Genomic DNA, 25,622 nt, shown 5'->3' on the forward strand with positions numbered 1-25,622 from the left:
AAAGACGTCGGCCGTCAATAGCATGGTCTTCCCTCACCTAAGCCTTTCGGCCGCCTTCTCCCTCCGGGGGATAGGGCCGCAACCATGACGAGACAAGAGCGAACAGATCGGGCGCGGACGCTGAGACAGACGTCCGGTCTGGCGGAACGACGCACCTGGTCTCTGTTGCGCGGCGGGCGGTGCGACGGGTTCAAGTTCCGTCGGCAGCATCCGATTGATCGCTACTATGCGGACTTCGCCTGCGAGGCGTTGAGGCTGGTCATCGAACTGGATGGCCCGGTCCATGAGCGGGACAAGGTAGTGCTGAACGACCATTATCGCCAGCTGGACATCGAAGCGCTGGGGTGGGTCGTCATAAGGTTTACCAATGCTCAGGCCCTGGGGGAGCCGCATCAGATCACCGATGCGGTCCGCGATCATGCGAGACGGGTGAGGTCGGTCCCTCACCCTCCCACTCAACTGCGTTGAGCGGGTCCCTCCCTCTCCCTCCGGGAGAGGGGAAGATCAGTTCACCACCACTTGCCCGGCTTGGCCGTGAAGCCCGCCGCCCGTTCCAGGGCCGCGCCGACCTGGAAGACGGTCGCCTCGTCCAGGGCCTTGCCGATGACCTGAAGGCCGAGCGGAAGGCCGTTGGAATCGACGCCGGCGGGGACCGAGAGGCCCGGCAGGCCGGCCAGGTTGGTCGTCACCGTGAAGACGTCGTTCAGATACATGGTCAGGGGGTCGATCTGCTTGTCCCCCAGGGCGAAGGCGGCCGACGGGGTCGAGGGGGTCAGGATGGCGTCCACCTGGCCCCAGACATTGTCGAAGTCCTCGGCGATGCGGCGACGCACCTTCAAGGCGCGGACGTAGTAGGCGTCGTAGAAGCCGGCCGACAGCACATAGGCGCCGATGGTCAGGCGACGCTGGACCTCCTTGCCGAACCCTTCCGCGCGCGAGGCGGCGTAGAGGTCGTCAAGCGACTTGAAGTCATCCGCCCGGTGCCCGAACCGCATGCCGTCATAACGGGCCAGGTTGGACGAGGCCTCGGCCGGGGCGACGATATAGTAGGTCGGCAGGGCGTACTTCGTGTGCGGCAGGCTGATGTCCACGATCTCGCAGCCGGCGTCCTTCAGCCAGGCCACGCCCTGGTCCCACAGGGCCTGGATCTCGGCGGGCATGCCCTCCACGACATATTCGCGCGGCACGCCGATGCGCAGGCCCTTGACCGACTGGCCGACCGAAGCGGTCCAGTCGGGCGTCGGGACGTCCAGACTGGTCGAATCCTTGGCGTCGAACGAGCACATGGATTGCAGCAGCAGGGCCGCGTCCTCGACCGTCTTGGTGATCGGGCCGGCCTGGTCCAGCGAACTGGCGAAGGCCACCATGCCGAACCGGCTGGCGCGGCCATAGGTGGGCTTGATCCCGACCGTGCCGGTGAAGGCGGCGGGCTGGCGGATCGAGCCGCCGGTGTCGGAGGCGGTGGCGGCCAGGCACAGGTCGGCGGCGACGGCCGAGGCCGAACCGCCCGAGGATCCGCCCGGCGTCAGATCGGCGTTGGAGCCGGTGGATTTCCACGGATTCTTGACCGGACCGAAGGCCGAGGTCTCGTTGGACGAGCCCATGGCGAACTCGTCCATGTTCAGCTTGCCCAGCATGACCGCCCCGTCGCGCCACAGATTGGCGGTGACGGTGGATTCATAGGGCGGCACGAAGCCGCGCAGCATGTTGGACCCGGCCGTGGTCTGGACGCCCTCGGTGCAGAACAGGTCCTTGATCCCCAGCGGTGCGCCTTCCAGAACCCCGGCTTCGCCGGCCGCGATGCGGGCGTCGGAGGCGCGGGCCATGTCCATGGCCTTGTCCGCCGTCACCTCGACATAGGCGTTCAGCGTCGGATTGGCGGCCTCGATAGAGGTCAGGAAGGCCTGAGTGATTTCGGCCGAGGAAAAGTCCTTGGCCTTCAGGCCGTCGACGGCGGCCTTCAGGGTCAGTTTGGTCAGGTCGCTCATGATTATTCGACCACCTTGGGCACGACGAAGAAGCCGTCGGCGGACTTCGGGGCGTTGGACAGGACGGCGTCGATCTTGCCGCCGTCGGTGACCACGTCCTCGCGCAGGCGCAGGGGCTGGGCGACGTTCGAGGTCATGGGCTCGACGCCGTCGACATCGACCTCGTTCAGCTGCTCGATCCACTGCAGGATGCCGTTCAGCTCCTGGGCCAGCGGCTCCAGCCGATCCTCGGGGGTCTTGATGCGGGCGAGATGCGCAACCTTGCGCACCGTCGCAGCGTCGATGGCCATGCGGCCCTCCAATGCACGTCGATAAAGGGGTCTAGGGGGCGGGATTAGCGGCACAGGCGGGGATTCACAAGAACGAGCCGGTGTTCGCCTTCAACCGTGGCGGCGCCGGGCGCCTTGGCGCAAAACAGGGTGACAAGCTGCCAAACGCGCTAAACCTGCCAAATTCTCTTCACAGCCCGCCACCCGCGTTTACGACCCGACACTATAACCCCACCTGGGAGACCGATGGGTTGGGGACGCGAAATCAGCCTGAAAGCCTTGCACCGCTGCAGATCGACGTGGTGGGCAGATAAATTTTGGAGCCGCGCCAGACTTCATTGGCTGTCAACGCAGACCACTTTTAGGACTTCACGACGTTACTAAGGGTGGCACCTCACCCGCATTGAAAAGCTCCACGCCGCCCGGCGTTACCCGTGCGATTCGTCCGTCTGGCGCCGTGATCCGGATATCAACTTTGGGGCCGTCAGCCTTCGCCGTGGCTTTCGCTACTGCAAGCGTAGCTTTGTATGCGTCTTGCTCGTCTAACGCGCTGTGTTTGTGGATAGCGGTCGTTAGGCTATCCATTTTGAATAGGTAAGGGCGATACTTCGCGTACTCTTCTGGAGACCAACGGAATTGCATGTAGCCCCGATTGGGGTCGAACTCCCCATCCCGATGAGCCACGGCCTCGAACTCAGCTTTGAGGCCTCTAAACTCATCTAATAGGGCCGCCGTAGTATTGTGGCGGTCATCCAGCATCATCATGATAGCGAGCGCTTCGAGGTCACCACCCTTTCCGACCTGAGCCACCTCGTCCGGCGAGAACGAAAGCCGGATTAGGCTCGGAGCGAACGGCCTAAGTTCCATGGATAGATGATCAAGGAAGTTGAGCCCTTCTCTGGCTGCTCTCTCCTTAGCAGCGGCCAGACGATGGACAGCCTCATCACAGGAGATCCTAATTTCCTTCTGTGCGGAGTATATTTTATTCAGCTTCTGCACCACAGAGAACCGGAGTTGCCGGTCGCGTGCAGATTCCGCACGATTTATGGCTTCGCGTGATGCCTTCAATCCGAAGTGATAGGCCGCCCAAGCGCCAACTAACGCACCGATCACGCCGCCCATAACGCCGATACCGCCGTTAATTGCCATGCCTCCGTAGTCCTTAGGCTCGGGAGGCGCCTGGACAGTCACAGCAACCATTTGCGGTTTCGAAGGAATTGAAGCCGGAACGGTCTTGTTTGGCTCGGAAAGGACGACGGCGCGATTAGTCATGACCGAAGCGTCGCACGGCTAGGCTCGGTTGGGAACGCAAAGTGAGGAAGCTACCAGACTTGCGGTCCGAATGACGCTGTTTCCATAAGCCTCCGCCTTTGACTTCCCTGCGCGCCGGTCCTAACCGCAGGCCGTGCCCGTTCTCGACCTCCTTGACCTGCCCGCCGCCTGCCCGCCCGACACCCCGTGGATGGGGCTGGATCTGGGCGAAAAGACGATCGGGGTGGCCGTGTCGGACGCCACGCGCCTGATCGCCTCGCCGCTGGAGCTGATCCGCAAGTCCAAGTTCACGCATGAAGCCGAGCAGCTGTTCAAGCTGATGGCGCATCGCAAGGTCTCGGCCCTGGTGATCGGCCTGCCCGCCAATATGGACGGAACCGAGGGGCCGCGCGCCCAGTCGTGCCGCGCCTTCGCCCGCAATCTGGAACGGCTGCGGCCCATCAACGTCGCCTTCTGGGACGAGCGGCTGTCCACCAGCGCGGTCGAGCGGTTCCTGATCGAGGATCTGGACCTGAACCGCAAGCGCCGGGCCGAGGTCGTGGACCGCACCGCCGCCGCCTGGATCCTGCAAGGCGCGCTGGACCGGGTGCGGGATCAGGCGAGCTGGATTTGACCGGCCTGATCGCCGGCGTCCTGCCGGTCTTTCTGATGATCGCCCTGGGCTATGGCTTGCGAAAGTCCGGCTTCCTGCCGGACGAGGCCTGGCGGCCGATCGAGAAGCTGTCGATCAATATCTTCTATCCCAGCTTCCTGATCCCCGCGATCTGGCATGCCGATCTGGCCGGTGGCGGGGCGACAGTGGCGGGGCGGCGGCGGTCGGGGCGACCCTGATCGTGGCGGCGGCGGCCTATGCGGCCAAGCCCCTGATCCCGCTGGACGGGCCGGCCTACACCAGCGTGTTCCAGGGGGTGATCCGCTGGAACAGCTTCGTCTTCGTGCCGGTGATCCAGTCGGTCTATGGCTCGACCGGGACGGCCATGGCGGCGGTGGCCATCGCCTTCATCATTCCGGTGACCAATATCACCTGTGTGGCGGTTCTGGCCAAATGGGGAGCGCTGAAGCGCGAGCCCTCGGTGCCGGGTCTGGCGAAGTCGATGATCGCCAATCCGATCCTGCTGGCCTGTCTGATCGGTCTGGGGCTGAACCTGCTGCGGGTCCCGCTGATCCCCGGCCTGTCGGATGCGATGGACCTGCTGGGCGCGGCCGCCCTGCCCCTGGGGCTGATCGTCGCCGGGGCCGGTCTGTCCTTCGCCGAGGTCAGGCGCCGCCAGGGGACCATCGCCGCCGTGACCCTGGTCAAGCTGGGCGTCATGCCGCCGCTGATGTGGCTGATCGCCTGGGCCCTGGGCGGCGACAGCCTGACCCAGGGGGTGGCCCTGATCTGCGGGGCGGCGCCGGGATCGGCCGCCTCCTATATGCTGGCGCGGCAGATGGGCGGGGACGCGCCCCTGATCGCGGGGATCATCGCCTCGACCACCGTCGGCAGCGCGGTGGTGATTCCGGTGCTTCTGGCCCTGTTCCACTTCGTTTGATCCGCGGCCCGGCCGGCCCCCGGTCTGGCGTTTGCGGCGACTCCCGCCTATAGGCGCGTCTCGATGACCCAGCCCCACGACGTCACCGACCAGACCATTCGAGAGCGGCTGATTCCGTTCCCCAAGGCCCATTTCCTGGCCGCCTCGGATCTGAACCCCTTCGTCACCCCGCAGCTGCTGGACCTGGGCGACGCCTTCGTCGACTTCAATCGCCAGTCGTCCAAGGCTCTGGATCTGCTGCACGGGCGCACGGTCGTGAACCTGTTCTTCGAGAACTCGACCCGCACCAGCTCCTCGTTCGAGATCGCCGCCAAGCGGCTGGGCGCAGACGTCGTCACCATGCCGGTGGCCTCTTCATCGGTGAAGAAGGGCGAGACCCTGATCGATACGGCGGTGACGCTGAATGCGATGAAGCCGGACATTCTGGTCATCCGCCATTCGGCCTCGGGCGCGGCGGAGCTGCTGAGCCAGAAGGTGGGGTGCGCCGTCGTCAACGCCGGGGACGGCCGGCATGAGCACCCGACCCAGGCCCTGCTGGACCTGCTGTCGATGCGCCGCGCCTTCGGCGACGTGACCAGCCTGACGGTCGCCATCTGCGGCGACATCACCCACAGCCGGGTGGCGCGCTCGAACGTCGCCCTGTTGCAGATGATGGGGGCGCGGGTGCGCCTGATCGGGCCGCCGACCCTGGTGCCGGGCGACGCCGACCGTTGGGGTTGCGAGGTCTTCCACGACATGCGCGAGGGGCTGGCCGGCTGCGACGTGGTCATGATGCTGCGGCTTCAGTTGGAGCGGATGGCCGGCGCCCTGGTGCCCTCGACCCGCGAATATTTCCGCTTCTGGGGTCTGGACCGCGAGAAGCTGGCCTGGGCCAAGCCCGGCGCAAAGGTCATGCACCCCGGGCCGATGAACCGGGGGGTCGAGATCGATTCCGACGTGGCCGACGATCTGGACGTCTCCCTGATCCAGGATCAGGTCGAGATGGGCGTCGCCGCCCGCATGGCCGTGCTGGCCTCCCTGTCGGCCCGCTGGGGAGACGCCGCATGAGCGACACCATCATCGTCTTTTCGGACGCCCGCCTTCTGGATCCGGCCACAGGCAGGGACGGCCCCGCCACACTCATCGTCCAGCACGGCAAGATCATAGAAGTCGCCTTCGAGCGGCAGTTTCATACTGAGCTCGGCGCAGATTTCGAGATTATCGACTGCGACGGCCACTGCCTCGCGCCCGGCCTGATCGACATCCGGGTCAAGACCGGCGAACCCGGCGCTGAACCGAAAGAGACGCTGAAGTCCGCCAGCCTGGCCGCCGCGGCCGGGGGCGTGACCACCATCGTGGTCCAGCCCGACACCGATCCCGCCGTGGACGACCCGGCCATGGTCGACTTCATCCAGCGGCGCGGCGCAGCCCTGAATCTGGTCAATGTCCGTGCGGCCGGCGCCGCGACCAAGGCCCTGGACGGCCAGCGGATGGCCGAGATCGGCCTGATGGACGAGGCCGGCGCCCTGTATTTCACCGACGGCGACAAGGTCATCGTCAACAGCCGCACCCTGCAGAGGGTGATGAGCTACGCGGCCGCCTTCAACGCCCTGATCGCCTGCCGCCCGTCCGACCCCTGGCTGACCGAGGGGGCCGTGGCCGCCTCGGGCGAACTGGCCACGCGGCTGGGCCTGTCCGGCAGCCCGGCCATAGCCGAGCGGATCGGGCTGGAGCGCGATCTGGCCCTGGTCGAACAGACGGGCGCCCGGTTCCTGGTGGATCAGATCTCGACCGAAGGGGCGCTGGAGACCCTGGCGCGAGCGCGGGCCAAGGGGCTGGAGGTCGCCGTCAGCGTCTCGATCAACCACCTGTGCTTCAACGAGGTGGACATCGGCGACTATCGCACCTTCTACCGGTTGGACCCGCCGCTGCGGTCGGAGACTGATCGCCAAGCCCTGATCGAGGCGGTGCGCGAGGGGCTGATCGACGTGATCACCTCGGCCCACGCCCCTGCCCCCGCCGAGGACAAGCGCCGTCCCTTCGCCGAGGCCGCGCCCGGCGCCGTGGGCCTGGAGACCCTGCTGTCGGCCGCCCTGACCCTGCACCACGAGGACGGTCTGGACCTGCTGGACGTGCTGAGGCCCCTGACCCAGGGACCGGCGGCGCTGCTGGGCCTCGACGCCGGGGTGCTGGCCGAAGGCGCGCCGGCCGACCTGGTGCTGTTCGACCCCGGCGCGCCGGTGATCGTCGATGCGGACAGGCTGCGCTCGAAGTCGAAGAACTCGCCGTTCGACGGACGCAGACTGCAGGGCCAGGTGATCGGGACCTGGGTGGGCGGCCGTAAGGTTTTCTGAAGCCCGCTTCGCTACTTTCGTCATCCTCGGGCTTGACCCGAGGATCGGACGCGGTCCTGGACCGATTAAACCTTCGTCGCATCAACGGCGGACCTTCCGATCCTCGGGTCAAGCCCGAGGATGACGGTGTTCACGCCGTCAGCATCCGCTTCACCACCCGTTTGAACGGCGCCGTCGCCTGGCCGGCGCGCAGGGCGGCGCCGCGCGCCAGACGGGCCGGGAGCGTTTCCTGGGTGAAAAGGCGGACCAGGGCGTTGGTGCCCTGGTACAGGGGCCAGCTTTCGAGGCGGTGGTCGCGTTCATAGCGGGCCAGCAGCCGTTCAGAGCCGATGTCCCCGCCCCGCGCCGACTTCACCACCCTCGCCAGCGCATCCTGTCCGCGCAGACCCAGGTTGAAGCCGTGGGCGGTGACCGGGTGCATGCCCACGGCGGCGTCGCCGATCAGGGCGAAACCCTCGCCGGCGAACCGGTGGCTCGAGGTCGTGGCCAAGGGATAGGCGCAGCGTTCGCTGACCAGCTCCAGCCCGGTCAGCCGCCCCTTCAGCCGCCGTTCCATTTCTACCTCAAAGGCCTCGGACGACAGGCGCATCAGCTCGGCGATGTCCGGAGCGGCCAGGGTCAAGACGACGGAGGAGACCCGCTCATCAACGTCCGCGACCGGCAGCAGGGCGACGGTCTGGCGGTGGTCGAACCATTCGGTGGCGACATGGCCGTGCGCCTGGTCGTGGCGCATCCGGCAGACCATCATCGACCGGCCCAGCCGGTTCATCTCGACCCCGACGCCCAGCTGGTCGCGCACGCCGGAGAAGCGCGAATCCGCCGCCACGATCAGCCTGGCCCGCATCGTCGTCCCATCGTCCAGCACGACCCGGCCCCGCGGGGTGGCGCCCTGGACGGCGCAGCTGGCCACCCGCCGGCCGACCATCAGGGTCACGCCCGCCTGGCCTTCGACAACTTCGAACAGGGCGCGGCGGATCAGGTGGTTGGGGATCAGGACGCCCAGCCGGTCGGCGCCGCCGGCGTCGAAGGTCAGGGCGAAGGGCGAGCCGCCGTCCAGCACCCGCGCCTCGCGCAGGTCCGAAATCTCTTCGGCCGGAACCCGGACCCAGGCGCCGAGGGACTTCAACAGGCGGATGGAGTTGTGGGTCAGGGCGATCTCGCGCCCGTCGAAGGCCGGGTCGCGCAGGGCGGCCTGACCCTGGCCCTCGATCAGAGCGACGCTCAGTCCGGTTCCAGCCAGGGACCGGGTGAAGGCCAGGCCCGCCGGTCCGGCCCCGACCACGGCCACGTCGAACATCAGATCATCGCGCATGCTGAACTCCTGATCTTCCCCTGCCCTAGCCGGTTCGTCCGCTCCTTGATCGAGCGCAAATCGTCGCGTCAGCGCGGGCGGCGGCAGGCAGCAGCCTTGGCGACTTCGGCGCCCAGCACCGACTGGACCGCCAGAGGGGTGTCGGTGGCGATGACGGTCACGCCCTGGCGGAAAAGGTCGCGGTATTCGGAGACGTCGCCGTCGGCGGCGTAGCGGTCGTCGCGGCGGCGCCCCTCCGCCCCCAGGGTGCCGAACTGGACCTCGATCCCCGCCTGACGCAGGGCCGACCATAGGGCGGGCCGCTCCTCGCGCGTGCCGGTCCAGGCCAGGATCTGGGCCGGATTCAGACCGTCCAGATCCTCGACGCCGTCCAGACCGGCCGAAATCATCATCTCCGGCGCCAGGGCCGCCACGGCGCGGGCGTCGGCGTCATTATAGGTGATCAGGATGACCCGGTTCTGCGCGCCCGAGCGCCGCACCTGGGCGATGATGGCTTTCGCCAGATCGACCGTGGTCGCGCCTTCGGCCGGTTTCAGGTCCAGGCTGGCGATGGCGCCGACGCGGCCGGCGGCGTCCAGGGCTTCGGCCAGGGTCGGGGGCGCGGCCTCGGTCAAGGCGCCGTTCGACGCCTTCAGCCGGGCGGCCTTGACCTGGGCCAGGGTCAGGTCGGCGACGCGGCCCCGGCCGGTCGTGGTCCGGTTCATCGTCTCGTCGTGCATCAGCACCAAATGGCCGTCCCTGGTCAGGACCGCGTCCAGTTCGAGGACGGCGCCCGGAATGGCCCGCCCGGTCGCCTCGATGGCGGCGATGGAGTTCTCGGGCTGATCCGGCGCCGAGACCGCCCTATGGGCAGAGATGGCCACGCCGCCGTCGCGGACACAGTCGAAATAGGCGGCCATGGCCGGGCGGGACACGGCCCCCCCCCCGCCGGTCGGAGCGCCGACGCAGGCCGAAGCCGACATCAACAGGATCGAGGCGGCTACGGCGGTGGAATATCGGCTCATGGAACTCTCCGGAAAGGCGGGCGGACCTGACCCTGCGTCATTCATCGGGTCAAGAGGCCGGATCGCCCTTGCTCCGTAAGGCGCGCCGACGCATTTTGCCGCTGCATTTCCCGGGGAGAGAATCAAAGTGCAGGATCTGGTGGGGCCCGCGGTCGGGACCTTGGCGCTGGTCGCGCTGGGCGGATATCTGCTCGGCTCGATCCCGTTCGGCGTGGTGATCACCCGCGCCGCCGGCGCCGGCGACGTGCGCAACATCGGCTCCGGCAATATCGGCGCGACCAATGTGCTGCGCACCGGGCGCAAGGACCTGGCCCTGGCCACCTTGCTGCTGGACGCCGGCAAGGGGGCCGTCGCCCTGTTGATCGCCCGCGCCCTGTTCGACAGCCAGGCTGCGGGCGCCATCGCCGGCGGCGCGGCCTTCCTGGGCCACCTGTTTCCCGTCTGGCTGAAGTTCAAGGGCGGCAAGGGGGTGGCGACCTTCTATGGCCTGCTGCTGGCGGCCGCCTGGCCCCTGGGCCTGATGGCCGGCGCCGTCTGGCTGATCAGCGCCTTCGCCTTCCGCTATTCGTCGCTGGCGGCCCTGATCTCCTCGGCGACTGCGCCCCTTCTGGCCCTGTTGCCGCTGGCCGCCGTGGGCCTGCCGGTGGACATGCCGATCCTGGCCCTGACCGTCTTCGCCGCCGTGCTGATCTGGATCCGCCACCACGAGAACATCGCCCGGCTGCTGAAGGGCGAGGAGCCGCGCATCGGGGCCAAGAAGGCGTGACCCCGGCGGCGGACGAACGGTTCGCCCGGCTGCGGCTCGCCCGCACCGACCGCATCGGTCCCGTCGCCTTTTCCCAGTTGCTGGGCCGTTATGGGTCAGCTGTCCGCGTGCTGGAGGTCCTGCCCGACCTGGTCCGCAAGTCCGGCGCGGCCTCCATTCCGCCGCCCGTCGCAGGCATTGAGCGCGAACTGGCCGATGGCGAGCGGATTGGCGCGCGCCTGCTGGTGCTGGGCGATCCTGACTATCCTGAGATGTTGGCGAACCTGGACCCGCCGCCGCCGATTCTGTGGGCCCGGGGTCGGGTCGATCTGTTGAACATGCCCAGCATCGCCATCGTCGGCGCCCGCATCGCCTCGGCGGGCGGGCAGAGGATCGCGCGCGGCCTGGCGCTGCAACTGGGTCAGGCCGGGCATGTGGTCGTGTCGGGCATGGCGCGCGGCATCGACGCCGCCGCCCACGAAGGCGCCCTGGCGACGGGGACCGTCGCGGTCTTGGGCGGCGGGGTGGACGACGTCTATCCGCCCGAACACGCGGATCTTTACGCGCGGCTGATCGACCAGGGCTGCGTCGTGTCGGAAAGCCCCGTCGGCGCGCGGGCCCAGGCGCGGGACTTCCCCCGCCGCAACCGCATCATCTCGGGCCTGTCGCGCGGCGTCGTGGTGGTGGAGGCGGAGATCAAGTCGGGATCCCTGATCACCGCCCGACTGGCGGCCGAACAGGGGCGCGACGTCTTCGCCGTGCCGGGCTCGCCGCTGGATCCGCGCGCCAAGGGGCCGAACGAACTGCTGCGCCAGGGCGCCATCCTGTGCGAGGGGATCGAGGACATCGAGCGCGCCTTCAATACCCTGCGCAGCCTGCGCGCGCCGTCGTCGGAGCCGATCGCCTATGGCGAGGTGGACGACGATTTCCTGGACCGGGTCGCCGCCATCCTGTCCCCCACCCCGACGCCGCGCGACGAGATCGCCCGCGCCCTGAACGCCCCCATGGGCCAGGTCGCCGCCGCCCTGCTGGAGCTGAGCCTGGCCGGCCGAGCCGAGCTGCTGCCGGGGGGTCTGGCGTCGATATAGTGAAGTCTCTTCCGGATTCGTCTTCGATCCGTGATAGTCACCCGATAATCCGCAAGTTCACGGGCGTCCGGGGGCCGGTGCATTGACACATGGCTCCGCTCCAACCACGTTCGCGCCCCTTCCCGAGACCGAACACGCATGAACCTCGTCATCGTCGAGAGCCCCGCAAAGGCCAAGACCATCAATAAATACCTCGGCTCCGGCTACGAGGTTCTGGCGTCCTACGGCCACGTCCGCGACCTGCCGTCCAAGGACGGATCGGTCCTGCCCGACGACGACTTCTCCATGCACTGGGAGGCCGACGCCAAGGGCGCCAAACGCCTGTCCGAAATCGCCGAGGCCGCCAAGCGCGCCGACCGCGTCATCCTGGCGACCGACCCCGACCGCGAAGGGGAAGCCATCAGCTGGCACGTGCTGGAGGTGCTGAACAAGAAGAAGGCGCTGAAAGACACCCAGGTCGAACGCGTCACCTTCAACGCCATCACCAAGTCCGCCGTGCTGGAGGCCATGGCCAATCCGCGCCAGCTCGATATGGAGCTGGTCGAAGCCTATCTGGCCCGCCGCGCGCTCGACTACCTCGTCGGCTTCACCCTCTCGCCAGTCCTGTGGCGCAAGCTGCCGGGCGCGCGCTCGGCCGGGCGGGTGCAGTCGGTGGCGCTGCGCATCGTCGTCGATCGCGAGATGGAGATCGAGAAGTTCAAGCCTCAGGAATACTGGTCCATCGAGGCGGACCTGAACGCCGACAGCCCGCCCTTCACCGCCCGCCTGGTCAAGCACGCCGGCAAGCGGGTGCAGCGTCTGGACATCAAGGACGAGGCCACCGCCTCGGCCGCCCGCGCCGCCATCCAGGCCGGGGACTTCACCATCAACTCGGTCGAGAAGAAGCCGGTCCGTCGCAACCCGGCGCCGCCCTTCACCACCTCCACCCTGCAGCAGGAGGCCGCGCGCAAGCTGGGCTTCACCGCCCAGCGCACCATGCAGGCGGCGCAGAAACTGTATGAGGGCGTGGACGAGACCGGCGGCCTGATCACCTATATGCGGACCGACGGCGTGTCCGTCAGCCCCGAGGGTCTGGCCCAGGCGCGCGAGGTGATCGGCAAGGAGTACGGCCCCGCCTATGTCCCGGCCGAACCTCGCCATTACAAGGTGAAGGCGAAGAATGCTCAGGAAGCGCACGAAGCGATCCGGCCAACCAACATCGCCCGCCATCCCGACAGCCTGCGCCTCGAGTCCGATCTTCAGCGCCTCTATGAGCTGATCTGGAAGCGGATGGTCGCCTCGCAGATGGAGGCCGCGCGTCTGGACCGCACCACGGTCGAGATCGAGACCTCCGACGGGCTGACCGGCCTGCGCGCCACCGGCCAGGTGGTGACCTTCGACGGCTTCCTGGCCGTCTATGAGGAAGGCCGCGACGAGAAGCAGAAGGGCGCGGAAGGCGACGAGGGCGAAGACGACACCAGCCGCCTGCCGGCCCTGAAGGAGGGCGCCAAGGCCAAGGTCGACGCCATCCGCACCGATCAGCATTTCACCGAACCGCCCCCGCGCTATTCGGAAGCCACCCTGGTCAAGAAGCTGGAAGAACTGGGCATCGGCCGCCCCTCGACCTACGCCTCGACCCTGTCGACCCTGCGCGACAGGGAATATGTGCGGGTGGACAAGAACCGCTTCTATCCTGAGGACAAGGGGCGGCTGGTCACGGCCTTCCTGGAGCAGTTCTTCAGCAAATGGGTCGAGTACGACTTCACCGCCGCGCTTGAGACCCGGCTTGACGAGGTTTCGGCCGGCGATCTGAACTGGAAGGTGCTGCTGCGCGAGTTCTGGCAGGACTTCCACGCCGCGACCCAAGCCGCGGGCGAGCTGCGCACCACGGCCATTCTGGACGCCCTGAACGAGAGCCTGGGCGCCCATATCTTCCCCGACAAGGGCGACGGGTCCGACCCGCGCGAATGCCCCCTGTGCCATCAGGGCCAACTGAGCCTGAAGACCAGCCGGTTCGGCGCCTTCATCGGCTGCTCGCGCTATCCTGACTGCAAATACACTCGCCCCGTCGCCAGTCCTTCGGCCGAGGACGGGTCGGCCGAGAGCGGCGATCGCGAACTGGGGGTCGATCCGGCGACCGGACACCCCGTGCAGCTGAAGATCGGCCGCTTCGGCCCCTATGTCGAAATCGCGCCGCCGGACGGCGAGAAGCCGAAACGCTCGTCCCTGCCCAAGGGCTGGTCGCCGGCGTGCCTGACACTGGACCAGGCCCTGCGCCTGCTGGCCCTGCCGCGCGAGGTCGGGGTTCACCCCGAGGACGGCAAGATGATCACGGCGGGCCTGGGGCGTTACGGGCCCTTCGTCCTGCACGCCGGCACCTATGCGAACGTCTCGGACATCGACGAGGTGTTCGAGGTCGGTCTGACCCGCGCCGTCGCCCTGCTGGCCGAGAAGCGCGCCGGTCGTCCCGGTCGCGGCGCGGCTGCGGCGCCGCTGAAGGATCTGGGCGCCCACCCCGAGACGGGCGAGCCGATCCACGTCATGGCGGGCCGCTTCGGCCCCTACGTCAAATCAGGCAAGATCAACGCCACCCTGCCCAAGGGAACCGCGCCCGAAGACCTGACCCTTGAAGCCGCCCTGCCCCTTCTGGCCGCCAAGGCCGGCGCGGCGCCGAAGAAGAAGGCCCCGGCGAAGAAGGCGGCTGCGTCGAAGAAGGCTGCGGCTGCGAAGAAGCCCGCCGCCAAGAAGGCGCCGGCGAAGAAGGCCAAGGCGAAGGCGGAAGACTGACTCATAAGGCCCCTCTCCCGCCGGGAGAGGGCTTGAGCGCACGAGAGCGAAGCGATCGTTCTGGCGCGAAAGGGTGAGGGTTCGGCGGTGCGAACCGGCCCACCGGCCGGCCCTCATCCGGCCCTCCGGGCCACCTTCTCCCAATGGGAGAAGGAAGACCTTTCGTCAGCGCATCTCCACCCGTCGCGCGCCTGCCGGGATCGCCAGCTCGTCATCGGTCCATTGCGCGGCCCGCCCGTCGATGCGCACCCGCTCGGGCCGCCCCTCGCCCGCCGGCCATTGCAGCACATAGCCGCCCGGCGGGGTCGCCCCTTCGCCCAGGGTCAGGACGTACCCCGCCCCCTGTTTGCGATAGGCGTAGGTCAGCGCCCCATAGGCCGTGCGCAGGTCCTTCACCCCCACGCCCTCGGCCGTATCCAGCCAAGCCTCCGGCACGCCCGCCGCCAGCACCAGGGCGTGGTCGCGGTCTCGCTCATAGGCGAACAGGTCGAGCGCCGAGCGGATATAGTCCGAGCTGATCCAGGCGTGGGGCATGTCGCCGATGAAGCGCGGCTCGCGTTTGTCGCGCCCCACCACCTCGGCCCAGCCGTTCCAGGCCTCGGGCCGGCGGTCGGCCATCAGGAAGTCCAGCACCGCCAGGGCCCGGTCCTTCTGACCCAGCCGCACATAGGCGCCGACCAGCCGCCATTCATAGGGGGTATAGTCCTTCCACGCCGTGCGATTGGTCAGCCGGTTCTGGAAGTTTTCCCAATAGCGGTCGAAGGTTCGCGTCATCAGTTCAGGCGGAAGATTATCCTGCTCGCCCGCCGGCGACAGGGCGATGGTGGTCGAGGTGGCGTCGAAATCGCCCCGGTCGGCGGCGCCTGCGATCCAGTCGATGTCGTGGTGCGCGGCTGTGGCGACAATGGAGGCGCGGATGTCGGCGGCGAACTGATCGCGCGCCGCGGCATAGCGGGCGGCGGCCTCGGCGTCGCCCAGGGTCTGGGCGATGAAGACGGCGTCCTTGTAGCCCAGCAGGCCCCAGAAATCGTCCCAGTAGGAATAGGCCGCCTTGTCCGAATAGCCCTCGTGGCTGATCGTCGGGGGCAGCAGACCGTACAGGTGGCGCTGGTCGGGGGCCTGGAAGGCGGCGGTGCGGGTGGAGGCGCGCAGTTCGTCCATATAGGTGATCGCCTTCTGCACCTGGGGCCAGACCTGACGCAGCAGGGCCTCGTCGCCGGTGTAGCGATAGGTCTCGGCGGCCAGGAAGACGAACTCGCCGTGGCTGTCGTTCTCGGGCACCGGATCGGCGCCCCGCGCATCGACGCAGCAAGGGACCTTGCCGTTGTCGAACACATAGGGGGCGTACCAGCGCAGATAGTCGGCGGAGTGCTCGGCCATGCCCAGCCGGTTCAGCCCCTCGGCCATCATGGCGCCGTCGCGGATCCAGGAACGGTTGTAGCTGCGGGTGCCGGGCTGCAGGATCGGCCCCTGACGCGACATCAGCATATGGGCGAGCGACGACTTCAGCGCGTCCTCGATCCGCTGGGCGGCGGGCGGCAGGGTCAGGTCCACCCGGTCGAGCTTCGCGCGCCATTCGGCGGCCAAAGCCTGCTCGGCCTGATCCAGGGCGGCGAGGCCCTGCCCGGCCAGGGGCGGATCGCCCGCCAAGGGTGACAGGAAGCCGAAGGTGCGCGTCTCGCCAGGCTGAAGCGTCACCTCGTACAGCAGGGCGCCGGCCGGCAGGTCCGCGGCGTCGGAGACGGCGACCGGCTCACCGGCGGGCCGTCGCGCCGTCGGCAAAATCAATGATTGAGGATCGGCCCCGGCGTCGAAGCTCGAAGCCGCAACAGCGTCCGGCGCGGTCAGGGCGTGGACGCGGACATCGTCGTTCAGCGTCAGGCTCGCGCCGTCCCAGGCGATCCGCTCGACCGGCGCCACGCCCCCCGGAATGGCCAGAAACTGCACCGGCCCGTTGACCTGGAACGGTCGCGCCGTCAGGGCCAGGGTCAGGCTGCGCGGCCGGTTGGAGGTGTTGGTCAGGTCATAACGGCCCCACAGCCGCGCCTGGTCCGGCGTTCCGACGGCGAAGCTGGTGATCTTCAGCGTCCAGTCGTCGGCGATCCAGGTTACCGAGGGAATGGGCAGATCGCCGTCCTTCAGCCCCTGTTCGATATTGACGTCGGCCCAGGTGATCAGCCGGCCGTTATCGACGACGAAGGGTTCGATGCTGGGGCCCGCGCGGCGCAGTTCAATGGCGCCGTCCTCGCCGATCAGGCCGCTCTCGCCGCCGCCGTCCACGCCGACCAGGGTCCAGTAGGGCTGTTCGCCGAAGAAGCCGCGCGGATAGAGGCCGCGCAGGTTCTCCCTGGCCACCGCCTCCACGAAGGCCGTGGCGTCCTCGCCGAAGGCCAGGGGTTCGACCTCGATCTCGTTCAGCGCATAGGTGGTCGCCTGCCCCGCGCCCAGCCGCTGGCCGGCGCCGGACGAGCCGACCACGTCCGAGGCGGGGACCGGCTTCAGCGGCTCAAGCCGCAGCCAGCGGGCGGTCGTCTCGGGCGCGCGCAGCCAGTCGACGCCGCCGCTGCCGCCCCTCACGGATGTCAGCTCGCGCCAGTCCCGTCCGTCAAGAGACGCCGAAATCCGATAGTCCGCCGCCGCGCCCCGCTCGCCCCAGCGCAGGGTCAGGCCGCCGAACTCGCGCTCGTAGCCCAGGTCCAGGGTCAGGGCCGACGGTTCGTCCACCGGCGGGGTCCAGGCCGTCTTCGGGTCCAGATCGACGGCGTGGGCGGCGGTCGTCTCCGCCCGTTCGTCGGCGGCGACCGGCTGCGGGGGCACGGCGGGATCGACCGGCAGGACGCGAAGGCTCAGTTGGTCGATCTCGACGGCGCCCTTGCCGCCCTCGGCTGCGACGACGACGAACTCGACCCGCTCGGCGCAGCACAGCACCGTCTCCGGGCTGGGGCCCCAGGCCTTGGACACTTGGCGGCGCTTGATGACGAACTTCGTCCAGCCGTCAGGGAAGTCGTAGCGCGCCGTCTGTTTCCACCAGACGTTCTCGGCCGAGGCGTCGGTCAGCTTGACCTCGAAGGTGTTGGTCGGCCCGGCGCCGCGCACCCAGAAGCTGATCTCGTAATTGTCGGGCAGATCGACCGGCAGGGCGCGGCTGAGCACGGCGTAGCCGGCCTTGCCGTCGAAATCATAATCGAGCCGCACGGCGCGGCCGTCATGCCCCGCCACGGCGGAGACGGCGGCGTGGACGTCGGTCGAGGCGCTGGCCTGCCACCGCGAGGCGTCGTCCATGCTGTCGAGAACGCGCGTGTCCTGGGCGACGGCGGGGACGGCCATGAGGGCGGCGCTGAGTGCGAGGATGGAGGTCAGGATACGCATTGGATGACTCCAGCTTTCCCTCTCCGCGTCATCCTCGGGCTTGTCCCGAGGATCCAGACTCCCGGTATTGGACGGGGTGCATAGGGCGGCCGCACCGGGAGTCTGGATCCTCGCCACAAGGGCGAGGATGACGGCGTTGAGAGACGAGAAATTTACCCCTTCACGCTGCCCGCGAGCATGCCGCGGATGTAGTAGCGTTGCAGGGCGAGGAAGAGGATCAGCACAGGCGCGACCGTGACGACCGCGCCCGCCATCATCAGTTCGACATCCTGGACATGTTCGCGAGAGAGCGCCGCAAGCGCCACCGGCAGGGTGTAGTTCGACTGGTCCGTCAGGATGATCAACGGCCACAGGAAGTCGTTCCAGCTGCCCAGGAAGACGAACAGGCCCAGGGTGACGATGATCGGCTGCAGCGTCGGCAGGACGATGCGGCGGAAGATCTGGCCTTCGCTGGCGCCGTCGATGCGGGCGGCCTCCAGCATCTCGTCGGGAATGCTCAGCGCATACTGGCGCACCAGGAACAGGCCGAAGATCGAGGCCAGCCAGGGCACCAGGGCGCCGGCATAGGTGTTCACCAGCCCCATCCCCTTCAGCATCAGAAATAGCGGCAGGGTGCCGATCTGGGCCGGCACCACCAGGGCGGCGACCAGGAACTGGAACAACCGTTCGCGCCCGGTGAACTTCAGCTTGGCGAAGGCGTAGCCGGCCGGGACGGTGAAGCCGAGCGCCAGGATCGTCGCCAGGGTCGCCAGGGCGAAACTGTTCCACAGATAGCGGCCCATGCCCTGGTTCAGGAACAGGTCCTGATAATGCTCCAGCGTCCAGCGCGACGGGACCAGCGGCGGCGGGAAGGTCGCCGCCTCGCCGGTCGGCATGAAGCTGACCGACGCCATCCAGACCAGCGGGAACAGAACGACGAGGGCGATGAGGGCGACGGCGAGGTTGAGGAGAATGGAACGGATCTTCATAGGCATCCCTCCTCCATTGCCGTCTCCCCCCCTACCCCCTTCCCAAGCACCGTCATCCTCGGGCTTGTCCCGAGGATCCAGACTCCAGGTGTTTGAAGGGGGTGCATACTGCGGACACACCGGGAGTCTGGATCCTCGCCACGAGGGCGAGGATGACGCGCTCTTGATAGGGGAGACTGACCGCAGGAAAACGCCATCACTGATACGCCCCCACCCGCTTGGCCACGGCCAACTGCACCAGGGTGATGGCCAGGATGCACAGGAACAGGACGAAGGCGACCGCGCTGGCGGAGCCCAGGTTCCACCATTTGAAGCCCTCTTCGTACATGAAGTAGAGCACCGTCACCGTGCTCTGGGCCGGGCCGCCTTGGGTCATGACATAGGGTTCGGCGAACAGCTGGAAGAAGCTAGCGACCGAGATGATCGAGACCAGCAGCATGGTCGGGGCGATGGCCGGCAGGGTGACGTGGCGGAACTGTTTCCACGGCCCAGCGCCGTCGATGCGGGCGGCCTCGTACAGGTCGTCCGGCACGGTCTGAAGCACGGCCAGGAAGATCAGCATATTGTAGCCGAAGATCTTCCAGACCACGAACATCAGGATGGCGGGGATGGAGGTCGAGGGCTGGCCCAGCCAGTCGACGGCGGGCAGGCCGATGCTCTCCAGCCCCCAGTTGATGACGCCGTAGCGGGTGTGCAGCAGATAGCGCCAGACCACCGCCGTCGCGACCAGGGTGGTGACATAGGGGGCGAAGAACATGACCCGCCAGATCGGCCGCCACTTCACCACCCGCGCGTTCAGGATCACCGCCGCCGCCAGGGAGGCCGCGATGGACACGGGCACGCCTAGGACCGCGAAGGTCAGGGTGTTCTTCATCGCCCCCCAGAACAGCGGATTGGTCATCAGCCGCTCGTAGTTCTGCAGACCGACGAAGCGCAGATTGCCGAGGTCCGCCAGGGCGTAGATGTCGAAGTCGGTCAGGCTGAGCAGCAGGGCCGCGATCACCGGAAGGGCGAAGAACAGGCCGATGGCGATCATGGCCGGGGCGACGAAGCCCCAGGCGGCGCGTTCGCGGGCTGCGAGGCCACGCGACGGTCTCGGCTGGACCAATGTCGGATCGGCGACGGTCATACAGCCCTGCCCTGTTCCATCATCCAGCGGCGCTTCTCCAGCAGCCGGTCGGCCCGGCGATCAATCTCGGCGGCCGCAGTCTCGGGCGTATATTCGCCGCGCACCATCCGTTCGGCGACGATCTGCATCTCTGTCACGATCCGTTCCCATTCCGGAACCTTGGGCACGGCCTTGGCGCGTTCCAGTTGGCCCCGGAAGGGCTCCAGCATCGGGTCGCGCTCGACCTGGGCGATGTCCCAGGCGCTCTTCCGCGCCGGAAGATCGCCGACGATGGTGTTGAACCGAGCCTGCACCGCCGGCTCGGACAGATAGCGGACCAGGGCCCAGGCCGCCTCCTGATGCGGCGAGGATTGGAAGACCGCCAGGCTGGAGCCGCCCGGCGCCGAGGCGCCCAGGCCGGTCGGTCCCGGCACGCCCGCCGTGGCCCAGCTGGACTGGAAGCTCGCCGGCAGGCGGCTGCGGAAGTCGCCGACACTCCACGGGCCGGAGAAATAGAAGCTGAAATAGCCGCGCGCGAACTCGGTCCAGACGTTCGAGATCTGCGCCGCCGACGCCAGGGGCGCCAGGCCCTCGGCGAACAGGCTGCGATAGAAGGCCAGGGCCGAGATGAAGCCGGGGTTGGAGAAGTTGCCGCGCGTATTCCTGTCCCGCAACAAGGGCTCCTCGGTCTGAAGGCCGAAGGTCAAAAGCTGCTCGAACTCGTTCAACGGCAACAGGATGGCGTAGTTGTCGCCGCCCGCCACGCGCTTGATCCCGTGCATGGCCCGCTTCCACTCGCCCCAGTCCTGCGGCGGCGCGTCGAAGCCCGCGCGGGCCAGAAGGTCGGTGCGATAAAACAGCAGACGCGTGTCCACGTACCAGGGCGTGGTCATGGCTCGGCCGGCCACCTCGTTGGTCTCGAGCACCGCCTCGAACTGATCGGTCAGCAGGTCGGCCGCGGCCGGCGGAGTCGGCGACAGGGCGCCGATGGCGGTCAGTTCCGACACCCAGGTGTTGCCGATCTGGCTGACGTCCGGAAGGGAGTCGCCGGCATAGGCGGTGAGCAGCTTCTCATGCGCCGCCGTCCAAGGCAGGGGCTGGACCGCGACGCGGACGCCGGGATTGCGCCGCTCGAACTCGGGCATCAGTTGGCCCACCGTCCCGCCCTCATTGCCCATGGCCCAGAAGCGCAGCACTGTCTCGCCGTCACGACGCGGCGTGCAGGCCGCCGCCGCCCCGCCCGCCAGCAGCGCCAGGGCCCCGCGTCTGTGCGGGCCAGAGGTCATGCGTTCAGCCAGCCGCCGGTGAAGCCCGCCGTCTCCAGAGCCTTACGGATGTGCGGCTCGCCGCGCATATAGCGCCAGATGAAGTCGGAGCGATGGTTCTCGGTCATGCCGACGATGGGGCCCTGGTCGATGCCCAGATAGTCGTCGGCCACCCACCCCACCCCGTCAACGATCTTGCCGTGCTGCAAGGGCCCGTCGCGCTGGGTCAGGGTCGGGTTGAAGCTGTCGCGGAAGCCCCACTCGGTATAGATCCCCGCGCCGAACCGGCTCTTCATCGCCTTGATGCAGGGCACGACGATCTCGGGCGCAAAGGCGATGGAGCTGGCCGCCGCCGTGGGGGCTATGGTGCCGTCGTCGCGGTCGCCGGGGCCGCGCGCCGAATAGCTGAAGAACTCGCGCTCGACCCCGTTGATCGTCTGTTTGAAATCGCCCGGCCCGTCGCAGGCCGTCAGGCCCCAGATTTCGGACGAATAGCCGGCCCACTGGCCCGGATTGTCGTGGCCGTATTTCTGCTGGGCATAGACGGCGCGGCGGCTGTTTTCGAAATAGTCCAGATACTCGCCCATCTGGGCCGACTGGCCCCGCATCCAGGCGTCCTGAATGCCGCGGAAGTCGACGTACATATGGCTGTACTGGTGGCCGAAGATCGGCGCGAAATTCAGGTGCCAACTGCCCCAGCGGTCGGTCCAGCTCTCGTCATAGCTGGCGGCCCATTCGTGCCAGACATTGACCGAAACCGGATGGGTCGGGCTACCGATGGCCAGCAGCAGCACCAGCATGCCCTCGTTATAGACGTGCCAGTCCGACGGGATGAAGCCGCTCTCCGGATGCCAGCCCATGGTGATCCGGTTGTCGCGCACGACGGCCCAGTCCCATTCGATCCGCTCGTACAGGGCCTGGACCCGGCTGCGGATCTCGACCTCATCGGGATGGTCGCCGTCGAAATAGCGGGCGGCGAACAGCATGCCGGCCATCAGCAGGGCCGTGTCGACGGTCGACAGCTCGTTGGTCCGGTAGCGGTGACCGGTCTCCATATCGAGGAAATGATAGAAGAAGCCCTTGTGCCCCGCCGTGCCGGTCGGCTCCGGCCCCTGGGGCAGGCTGTGGAAATAGCGGACGGTGATCAGGGTCCGCTCGCGCGCCTCGTCCCGGCTCATCCAGCGGCGCTCGACGCCGATGGGCCAGCAGGTCAGGGCGAAACCGACCGCGGCGATGGAGCAGAAGGATTTGCTGGGCCAGCGATCCGGCGTCAGGCCGGTGGCCCGGTCCGTGACCTTTTCGAACCAGCGGAAGGTGCGTTCCTGAAGCTCATCGACCTCGCGGTCCAGCCGCAGAGGCCGGCGCTGCGTGCCGTTGACCGCGCCTGTGACCGCCTGCTGCGCCGCCGCCTGGCCCGCGACCATGCCGCCGACCGCCAGGGCCGCCGCACCTGCCGTGGTTCGCATCAGGAAGTTTCGGCGGTTCATAGGCACGCTCACTGAATATCTGAAAAAAGAAGGCCGCCTTCCACGCAAGCGGAAGGCGGCCCAGGCTCAGGGTGGTTAGAAGGAGTAGCGCGCGCCGATCTGGAACGTCCGCGTGGGGAAGAGCACCGCCGAGGGACGGCCGAAGTTGGGGTTCGGGTCCGTCGCCGAACCCGTTCCGCCGTCGAAGCCCGTGTAGTTCTTGAAGTTGAACACGTTGATGGCGTCGACATAAACCGAAAGCTCGCCAGCGCCCGGAACGTCCAAGTTCTTCGTCAGACGGAGATCCAGGTTCCGATAAGCGAAGGCGTTCGGCAGGAAGAACTGCTCCTTCTCCGGATAGGCGCCGTACGGACGATAGACGAAGTTGGCGCCGCGTCCGTCGAACACATCGAAGGGCGTGCCGGAACCCAGGGTCAGGATGCCTGACAGCTGGAAATCAAGCGGAAGGTCAACGATGCCGTTGGCGACGATCCGGTGACGTTCATCATTAGCCGAGGACCGCATCGGCGAGCTTTCCACCGAGAAGCAGTCGAAGCAGAAGTTGTCGTTGCCGCCGTTCTGCTCAGCCTTCGAAAGCGTGTAGGCCACATTGACGCCCCAGCCCGAGTCGCGGGTGTAGGCCTTGTCCAGCTTGACGTAGAGCGCCTTGAACGTGCGCTCCTTGTTGTGGTCCGACACCAGATAGGACCGATAGGGGTTCGTGGCGCCAGGGCCGCAGAATCCGCCGTTGTCTCCGAAGCCGTTGCCGTCGTTGCCACGCGTTGGTTCACGGCAGCGGTTCAGATACTGCCAGGTAAATTCGTTCTCGGTCTTACCATAAGCCAAGGTAAACTCGGTCTGCCAGTCTCCGATCCGCTGGCGAACGCCCAGGTTGACCTGATCCGTACGCGGCGGCTCGAAATCATTCTTCAGCAGGAAGGCTTCGCCCTTAGCCGGAATATTGGCGAGGATCGCATCCAGGCCGGCTGTGGTCTCATAGGACGAGTTCCACAGGATCGGATCGGACGAGCTGCCATTCGCCACGCCGGCCGGCCGGCCGGTGGTCGAGAAGAAGACGTTCTGGGTGAAGTCAAACGGCTTGGCCAGTTCGTCGAAGGCGAAGTTGAACTGGACCCGGTCGTAGTAGCGACCGGCGCCGCCGAAGAGAACCGTCCCGCGGTCGCCGAAGACGTCATACGAGAAGCCGATCCGCGGCTGGAACGCATTCTTGAACGGGTCGCGATTGTCGCCAGTCGAGATGTAGTCGTTGATGTCGAACCAGCTGGGCGCATAACCCGCCGCCTTACCGCCGTCGGTTGAGGCGATCCATTGACGGAGCCCCGACACCACCGAGTCCGGCGTCACGTAATTCTTGTTGTCGGCATTGGTCTCGTAATCCCAACGGAGACCGAGGTTCAACTCCAGCTTGTCCGTAATCTGCCAGTCGTCCTGCACATACAGGCCGATGACGGTATTGGTCAGATCGACGGTGGGGAACTCGTTGCCCAACTGCACGCGGTAAGGGACGGCGGCATTGCCGCTGGCCGTGCCGTTCAAATCATAGAAGAACTCGGGATTTCGGCCGAACTCCTTGACGACATTATAGTTCTGGCGGCTGACCTTGGCGCCGAGCTTGATCGTGTGGAAGCCATTGAACTGTATATCGTTGAACGTCAGGTCGTTGCGGACCGTGAGGGCGTCGTCGCTGATATCCTGACGGCTACCCGATCCGCCAATGTTCAGGATCGCCACACCACCGAACGGATCATAGCCGTTTTCGAAGATGCGATAGCTGCGACCGCTCTGATCGAAGTTCACGGCTGTCGGGTTGTAGTTGTAATTGCGATAATCGACCGCCAACTCGTTCAGGAAGCCGTCACCCTGCCATTGATAACGTAGGTTGGCGCTCTTGGTCGTCTGCTGCAGACCGCTGGCGCGTTCTATGGAGTTGGCGCCGCCGACGCCCGTCACGTCCGCTTCATCGCGATAGGTGACGCTCAGATCAATGAGATGTCCCTCTGCTGGCTGGAAGCTCAGCTTGCCGAAGTAGAGGTCTTCCTCGAACGGGGTCGCGAAGGTGCCGATATACTGACCGAACTGGCTGACATAGGCCGGGTTCTGACGGCCCAGTGTCACGGCAGCAGCGCGGTTTTCTTGCTTGTGCTCGTAGCTGCCGAAGAAGTGCAGCTTGTCCTGAATGATCGGACCGCCGAGAGCGGCGCCGTATTGCTGAACTTCCAGCGCAGGCTTTTCACGGCCCGCCGCACGCGAAAACTCGTCTTGCTTGATGAAGTCCTGATCGCGATAAGTGCCGAAGATTTCGCCGTGGAATTCGTTCGTGCCTGAGCGCGTCACAGCCGTAATGATGGCGGACGAAGCCTGCTCATATTCGGCCTTGAAGTTCTGGCTGACGACACGGAACTCCTGCACGGCGGCCTGCGGGAACGGATTTCCGCGGCTGTCGTCCTGACCGACGATACCGCCGGCAATGATGTTCGATTTCAGACTGGCGCCGTCGATGAAGGCGTTGACGGATTCAGCCCGCTGACCACCGGCGGTGATCTGAACTTCTGCTTCGTTAGTTCCAACCCGAACGCCCGGCGCCAAGGCCGCAAAGTTCAGGAAGTTGCGGTTGATCTGCGGCAGGGTCTGAATTTGCTGTGTGGTGACGTTGGTGGCGTTCTCGGGCGTGCGCACCTCGACTAGGCGGCGGCCGGTCACGACAATGTCGCCCAAGTTTGCAGCGTCGGCGTCAGCAGCGCCGGTCGCCGCACCAGCGACGGCCAGATCCAGGTTGCCGACTTGGCCGACGCCGATCGACACCGTGTCAGAGGCCGTCTCGTTCTCCGACGTCGTCGCCGTAATCTCATAGGTGCCGGGACGCAGACCCGACAGCGTGTAACCGCCTTGAGCGTTCGCTGTCGTGCGGCTGGTGAAACCCGAGGCGACATTGCGCGCGACAACGGTCGCGCCCGGCTCGACAGCCGTTCCGTCGGTCACATTGCCTCGGATCGTCGAGGTGGCGACCTGCGCCTGCGCCCCGCCGACAACCGCCATGCTCATGGCCAGAGCCGACGCGGCCGCCAAGGCGGTGCTGCGTGTATTGAACTTTCTCATCCTGTTTTCCCCTCCTGATG

Annotated in this window: 20 protein-coding genes; 9 read left to right on the forward strand and 11 right to left on the reverse strand. The window is 67.0% G+C overall.

What is annotated here, in order from left to right:
• Window positions 1-84: 84 nt before the first annotated feature.
• The gene (locus JMT67_RS04740) at window positions 85-468 is read left to right on the forward strand and encodes an endonuclease domain-containing protein (RefSeq protein WP_201462817.1); all 384 of its coding nucleotides are present in this window, start codon (window positions 85-87) and stop codon (window positions 466-468) included.
• Window positions 469-509: 41 nt separating this feature from the next.
• Here JMT67_RS04740 and gatA read toward each other — a convergent pair whose 3' ends face one another.
• The 3 genes from gatA to JMT67_RS04755 all read right to left on the reverse strand — a co-directional run bounded on the left by gatA (window position 510) and on the right by JMT67_RS04755 (window position 3,457).
• Window positions 510-1,988: an Asp-tRNA(Asn)/Glu-tRNA(Gln) amidotransferase subunit GatA gene (gatA, locus tag JMT67_RS04745; protein WP_201462818.1), complete on the reverse strand. Its 1,479-nt coding sequence runs from the start codon at window positions 1,986-1,988 to the stop codon at window positions 510-512.
• Between the two features lie 2 nt (window positions 1,989-1,990).
• On the reverse strand, window positions 1,991-2,278 hold the full coding sequence (gene gatC, locus JMT67_RS04750; RefSeq protein WP_008261275.1) for an Asp-tRNA(Asn)/Glu-tRNA(Gln) amidotransferase subunit GatC: 288 nt from the start codon (window positions 2,276-2,278) through the stop codon (window positions 1,991-1,993).
• 348 nt (window positions 2,279-2,626) lie between these two features.
• Window positions 2,627-3,457 carry a hypothetical protein gene (locus tag JMT67_RS04755; protein ID WP_201462819.1) on the reverse strand — a complete coding sequence of 277 codons (831 nt, stop codon included), beginning with the start codon at window positions 3,455-3,457 and terminating at the stop codon, window positions 2,627-2,629.
• Window positions 3,458-3,662: 205 nt separating this feature from the next.
• On the opposite strand from JMT67_RS04755, the gene ruvX reads away from it, so the two are divergent.
• From ruvX to pyrC, 5 genes are all read left to right on the forward strand, one after another.
• The gene (gene ruvX, locus JMT67_RS04760) at window positions 3,663-4,142 is read left to right on the forward strand and encodes a Holliday junction resolvase RuvX (protein WP_201462820.1); all 480 of its coding nucleotides are present in this window, start codon (window positions 3,663-3,665) and stop codon (window positions 4,140-4,142) included.
• A complete protein-coding gene (locus tag JMT67_RS16220) occupies window positions 4,139-4,360 on the forward strand; it encodes an AEC family transporter (protein ID WP_233455799.1) in 222 nt (73 codons plus the stop codon). Before ruvX ends, JMT67_RS16220 begins: the two co-directional genes overlap by 4 nt.
• A 2-nt stretch (window positions 4,361-4,362) precedes the next feature.
• Entirely contained in the window at window positions 4,363-5,061 is a 699-nt protein-coding gene (locus JMT67_RS04765) for an AEC family transporter (protein WP_233455800.1), read from the forward strand.
• Window positions 5,062-5,124: 63 nt separating this feature from the next.
• Window positions 5,125-6,108: an aspartate carbamoyltransferase catalytic subunit gene (locus tag JMT67_RS04770; protein ID WP_201462821.1), complete on the forward strand. Its 984-nt coding sequence runs from the start codon at window positions 5,125-5,127 to the stop codon at window positions 6,106-6,108.
• Window positions 6,105-7,394: a dihydroorotase gene (pyrC, locus tag JMT67_RS04775; protein WP_201462822.1), complete on the forward strand. Its 1,290-nt coding sequence runs from the start codon at window positions 6,105-6,107 to the stop codon at window positions 7,392-7,394. The genes JMT67_RS04770 and pyrC overlap by 4 nt, the downstream gene beginning before the upstream one ends.
• Before the next feature lie 130 nt (window positions 7,395-7,524).
• Here pyrC and ubiM read toward each other — a convergent pair whose 3' ends face one another.
• Entirely contained in the window at window positions 7,525-8,706 is a 1,182-nt protein-coding gene (gene ubiM, locus JMT67_RS04780) for a 5-demethoxyubiquinol-8 5-hydroxylase UbiM (RefSeq protein WP_201462823.1), read from the reverse strand.
• A 68-nt stretch (window positions 8,707-8,774) separates the two neighbouring features.
• Complete coding sequence (locus JMT67_RS04785; protein ID WP_201462824.1) at window positions 8,775-9,710, reverse strand: glycerophosphodiester phosphodiesterase family protein; 936 nt, start codon at window positions 9,708-9,710, stop codon at window positions 8,775-8,777.
• Between the two features lie 127 nt (window positions 9,711-9,837).
• Here JMT67_RS04785 and plsY point away from each other — a divergent pair, with 127 nt between their 5' ends.
• From plsY to topA, 3 genes are all read left to right on the forward strand, one after another.
• On the forward strand, window positions 9,838-10,476 hold the full coding sequence (gene plsY, locus JMT67_RS04790; protein WP_152950601.1) for a glycerol-3-phosphate 1-O-acyltransferase PlsY: 639 nt from the start codon (window positions 9,838-9,840) through the stop codon (window positions 10,474-10,476).
• Window positions 10,473-11,543, forward strand: a complete 1,071-nt coding sequence (gene dprA, locus JMT67_RS04795) for a DNA-processing protein DprA (RefSeq protein ID WP_201462825.1) — start codon at window positions 10,473-10,475, stop codon at window positions 11,541-11,543. The genes plsY and dprA overlap by 4 nt, the downstream gene beginning before the upstream one ends.
• Window positions 11,544-11,681: 138 nt before the next feature.
• Window positions 11,682-14,309, forward strand: coding sequence for a type I DNA topoisomerase (gene topA, locus JMT67_RS04800; RefSeq protein ID WP_201462826.1), 2,628 nt, complete (start codon window positions 11,682-11,684; stop codon window positions 14,307-14,309).
• A 165-nt stretch (window positions 14,310-14,474) separates the two neighbouring features.
• On the opposite strand, the gene JMT67_RS04805 is transcribed toward topA, so the two are convergent.
• From JMT67_RS04805 to JMT67_RS04830, 6 genes are all read right to left on the reverse strand, one after another.
• Window positions 14,475-17,678 carry a discoidin domain-containing protein gene (locus tag JMT67_RS04805; RefSeq protein ID WP_201462827.1) on the reverse strand — a complete coding sequence of 1,068 codons (3,204 nt, stop codon included), beginning with the start codon at window positions 17,676-17,678 and terminating at the stop codon, window positions 14,475-14,477.
• Between the two features lie 152 nt (window positions 17,679-17,830).
• Window positions 17,831-18,646: a carbohydrate ABC transporter permease gene (locus JMT67_RS04810; RefSeq protein WP_201462828.1), complete on the reverse strand. Its 816-nt coding sequence runs from the start codon at window positions 18,644-18,646 to the stop codon at window positions 17,831-17,833.
• Window positions 18,647-18,842: 196 nt separating this feature from the next.
• A complete protein-coding gene (locus tag JMT67_RS04815) occupies window positions 18,843-19,775 on the reverse strand; it encodes a carbohydrate ABC transporter permease (RefSeq protein WP_233455801.1) in 933 nt (310 codons plus the stop codon).
• Window positions 19,772-21,040, reverse strand: a complete 1,269-nt coding sequence (locus JMT67_RS04820) for a sugar ABC transporter substrate-binding protein (RefSeq protein WP_201462829.1) — start codon at window positions 21,038-21,040, stop codon at window positions 19,772-19,774. Before JMT67_RS04820 ends, JMT67_RS04815 begins: the two co-directional genes overlap by 4 nt.
• Window positions 21,037-22,506, reverse strand: a complete 1,470-nt coding sequence (locus tag JMT67_RS04825; RefSeq protein WP_201462830.1) for a glucoamylase family protein — start codon at window positions 22,504-22,506, stop codon at window positions 21,037-21,039. Before JMT67_RS04825 ends, JMT67_RS04820 begins: the two co-directional genes overlap by 4 nt.
• Window positions 22,507-22,581: 75 nt before the next feature.
• Entirely contained in the window at window positions 22,582-25,602 is a 3,021-nt protein-coding gene (locus JMT67_RS04830) for a TonB-dependent receptor (RefSeq protein ID WP_201462831.1), read from the reverse strand.
• Between the last annotated feature and the right edge of the window lie 20 nt (window positions 25,603-25,622).

This window comes from Brevundimonas aurantiaca, from assembly GCF_904830995.1.
GTDB lineage: Bacteria > Pseudomonadota > Alphaproteobacteria > Caulobacterales > Caulobacteraceae > Brevundimonas > Brevundimonas aurantiaca.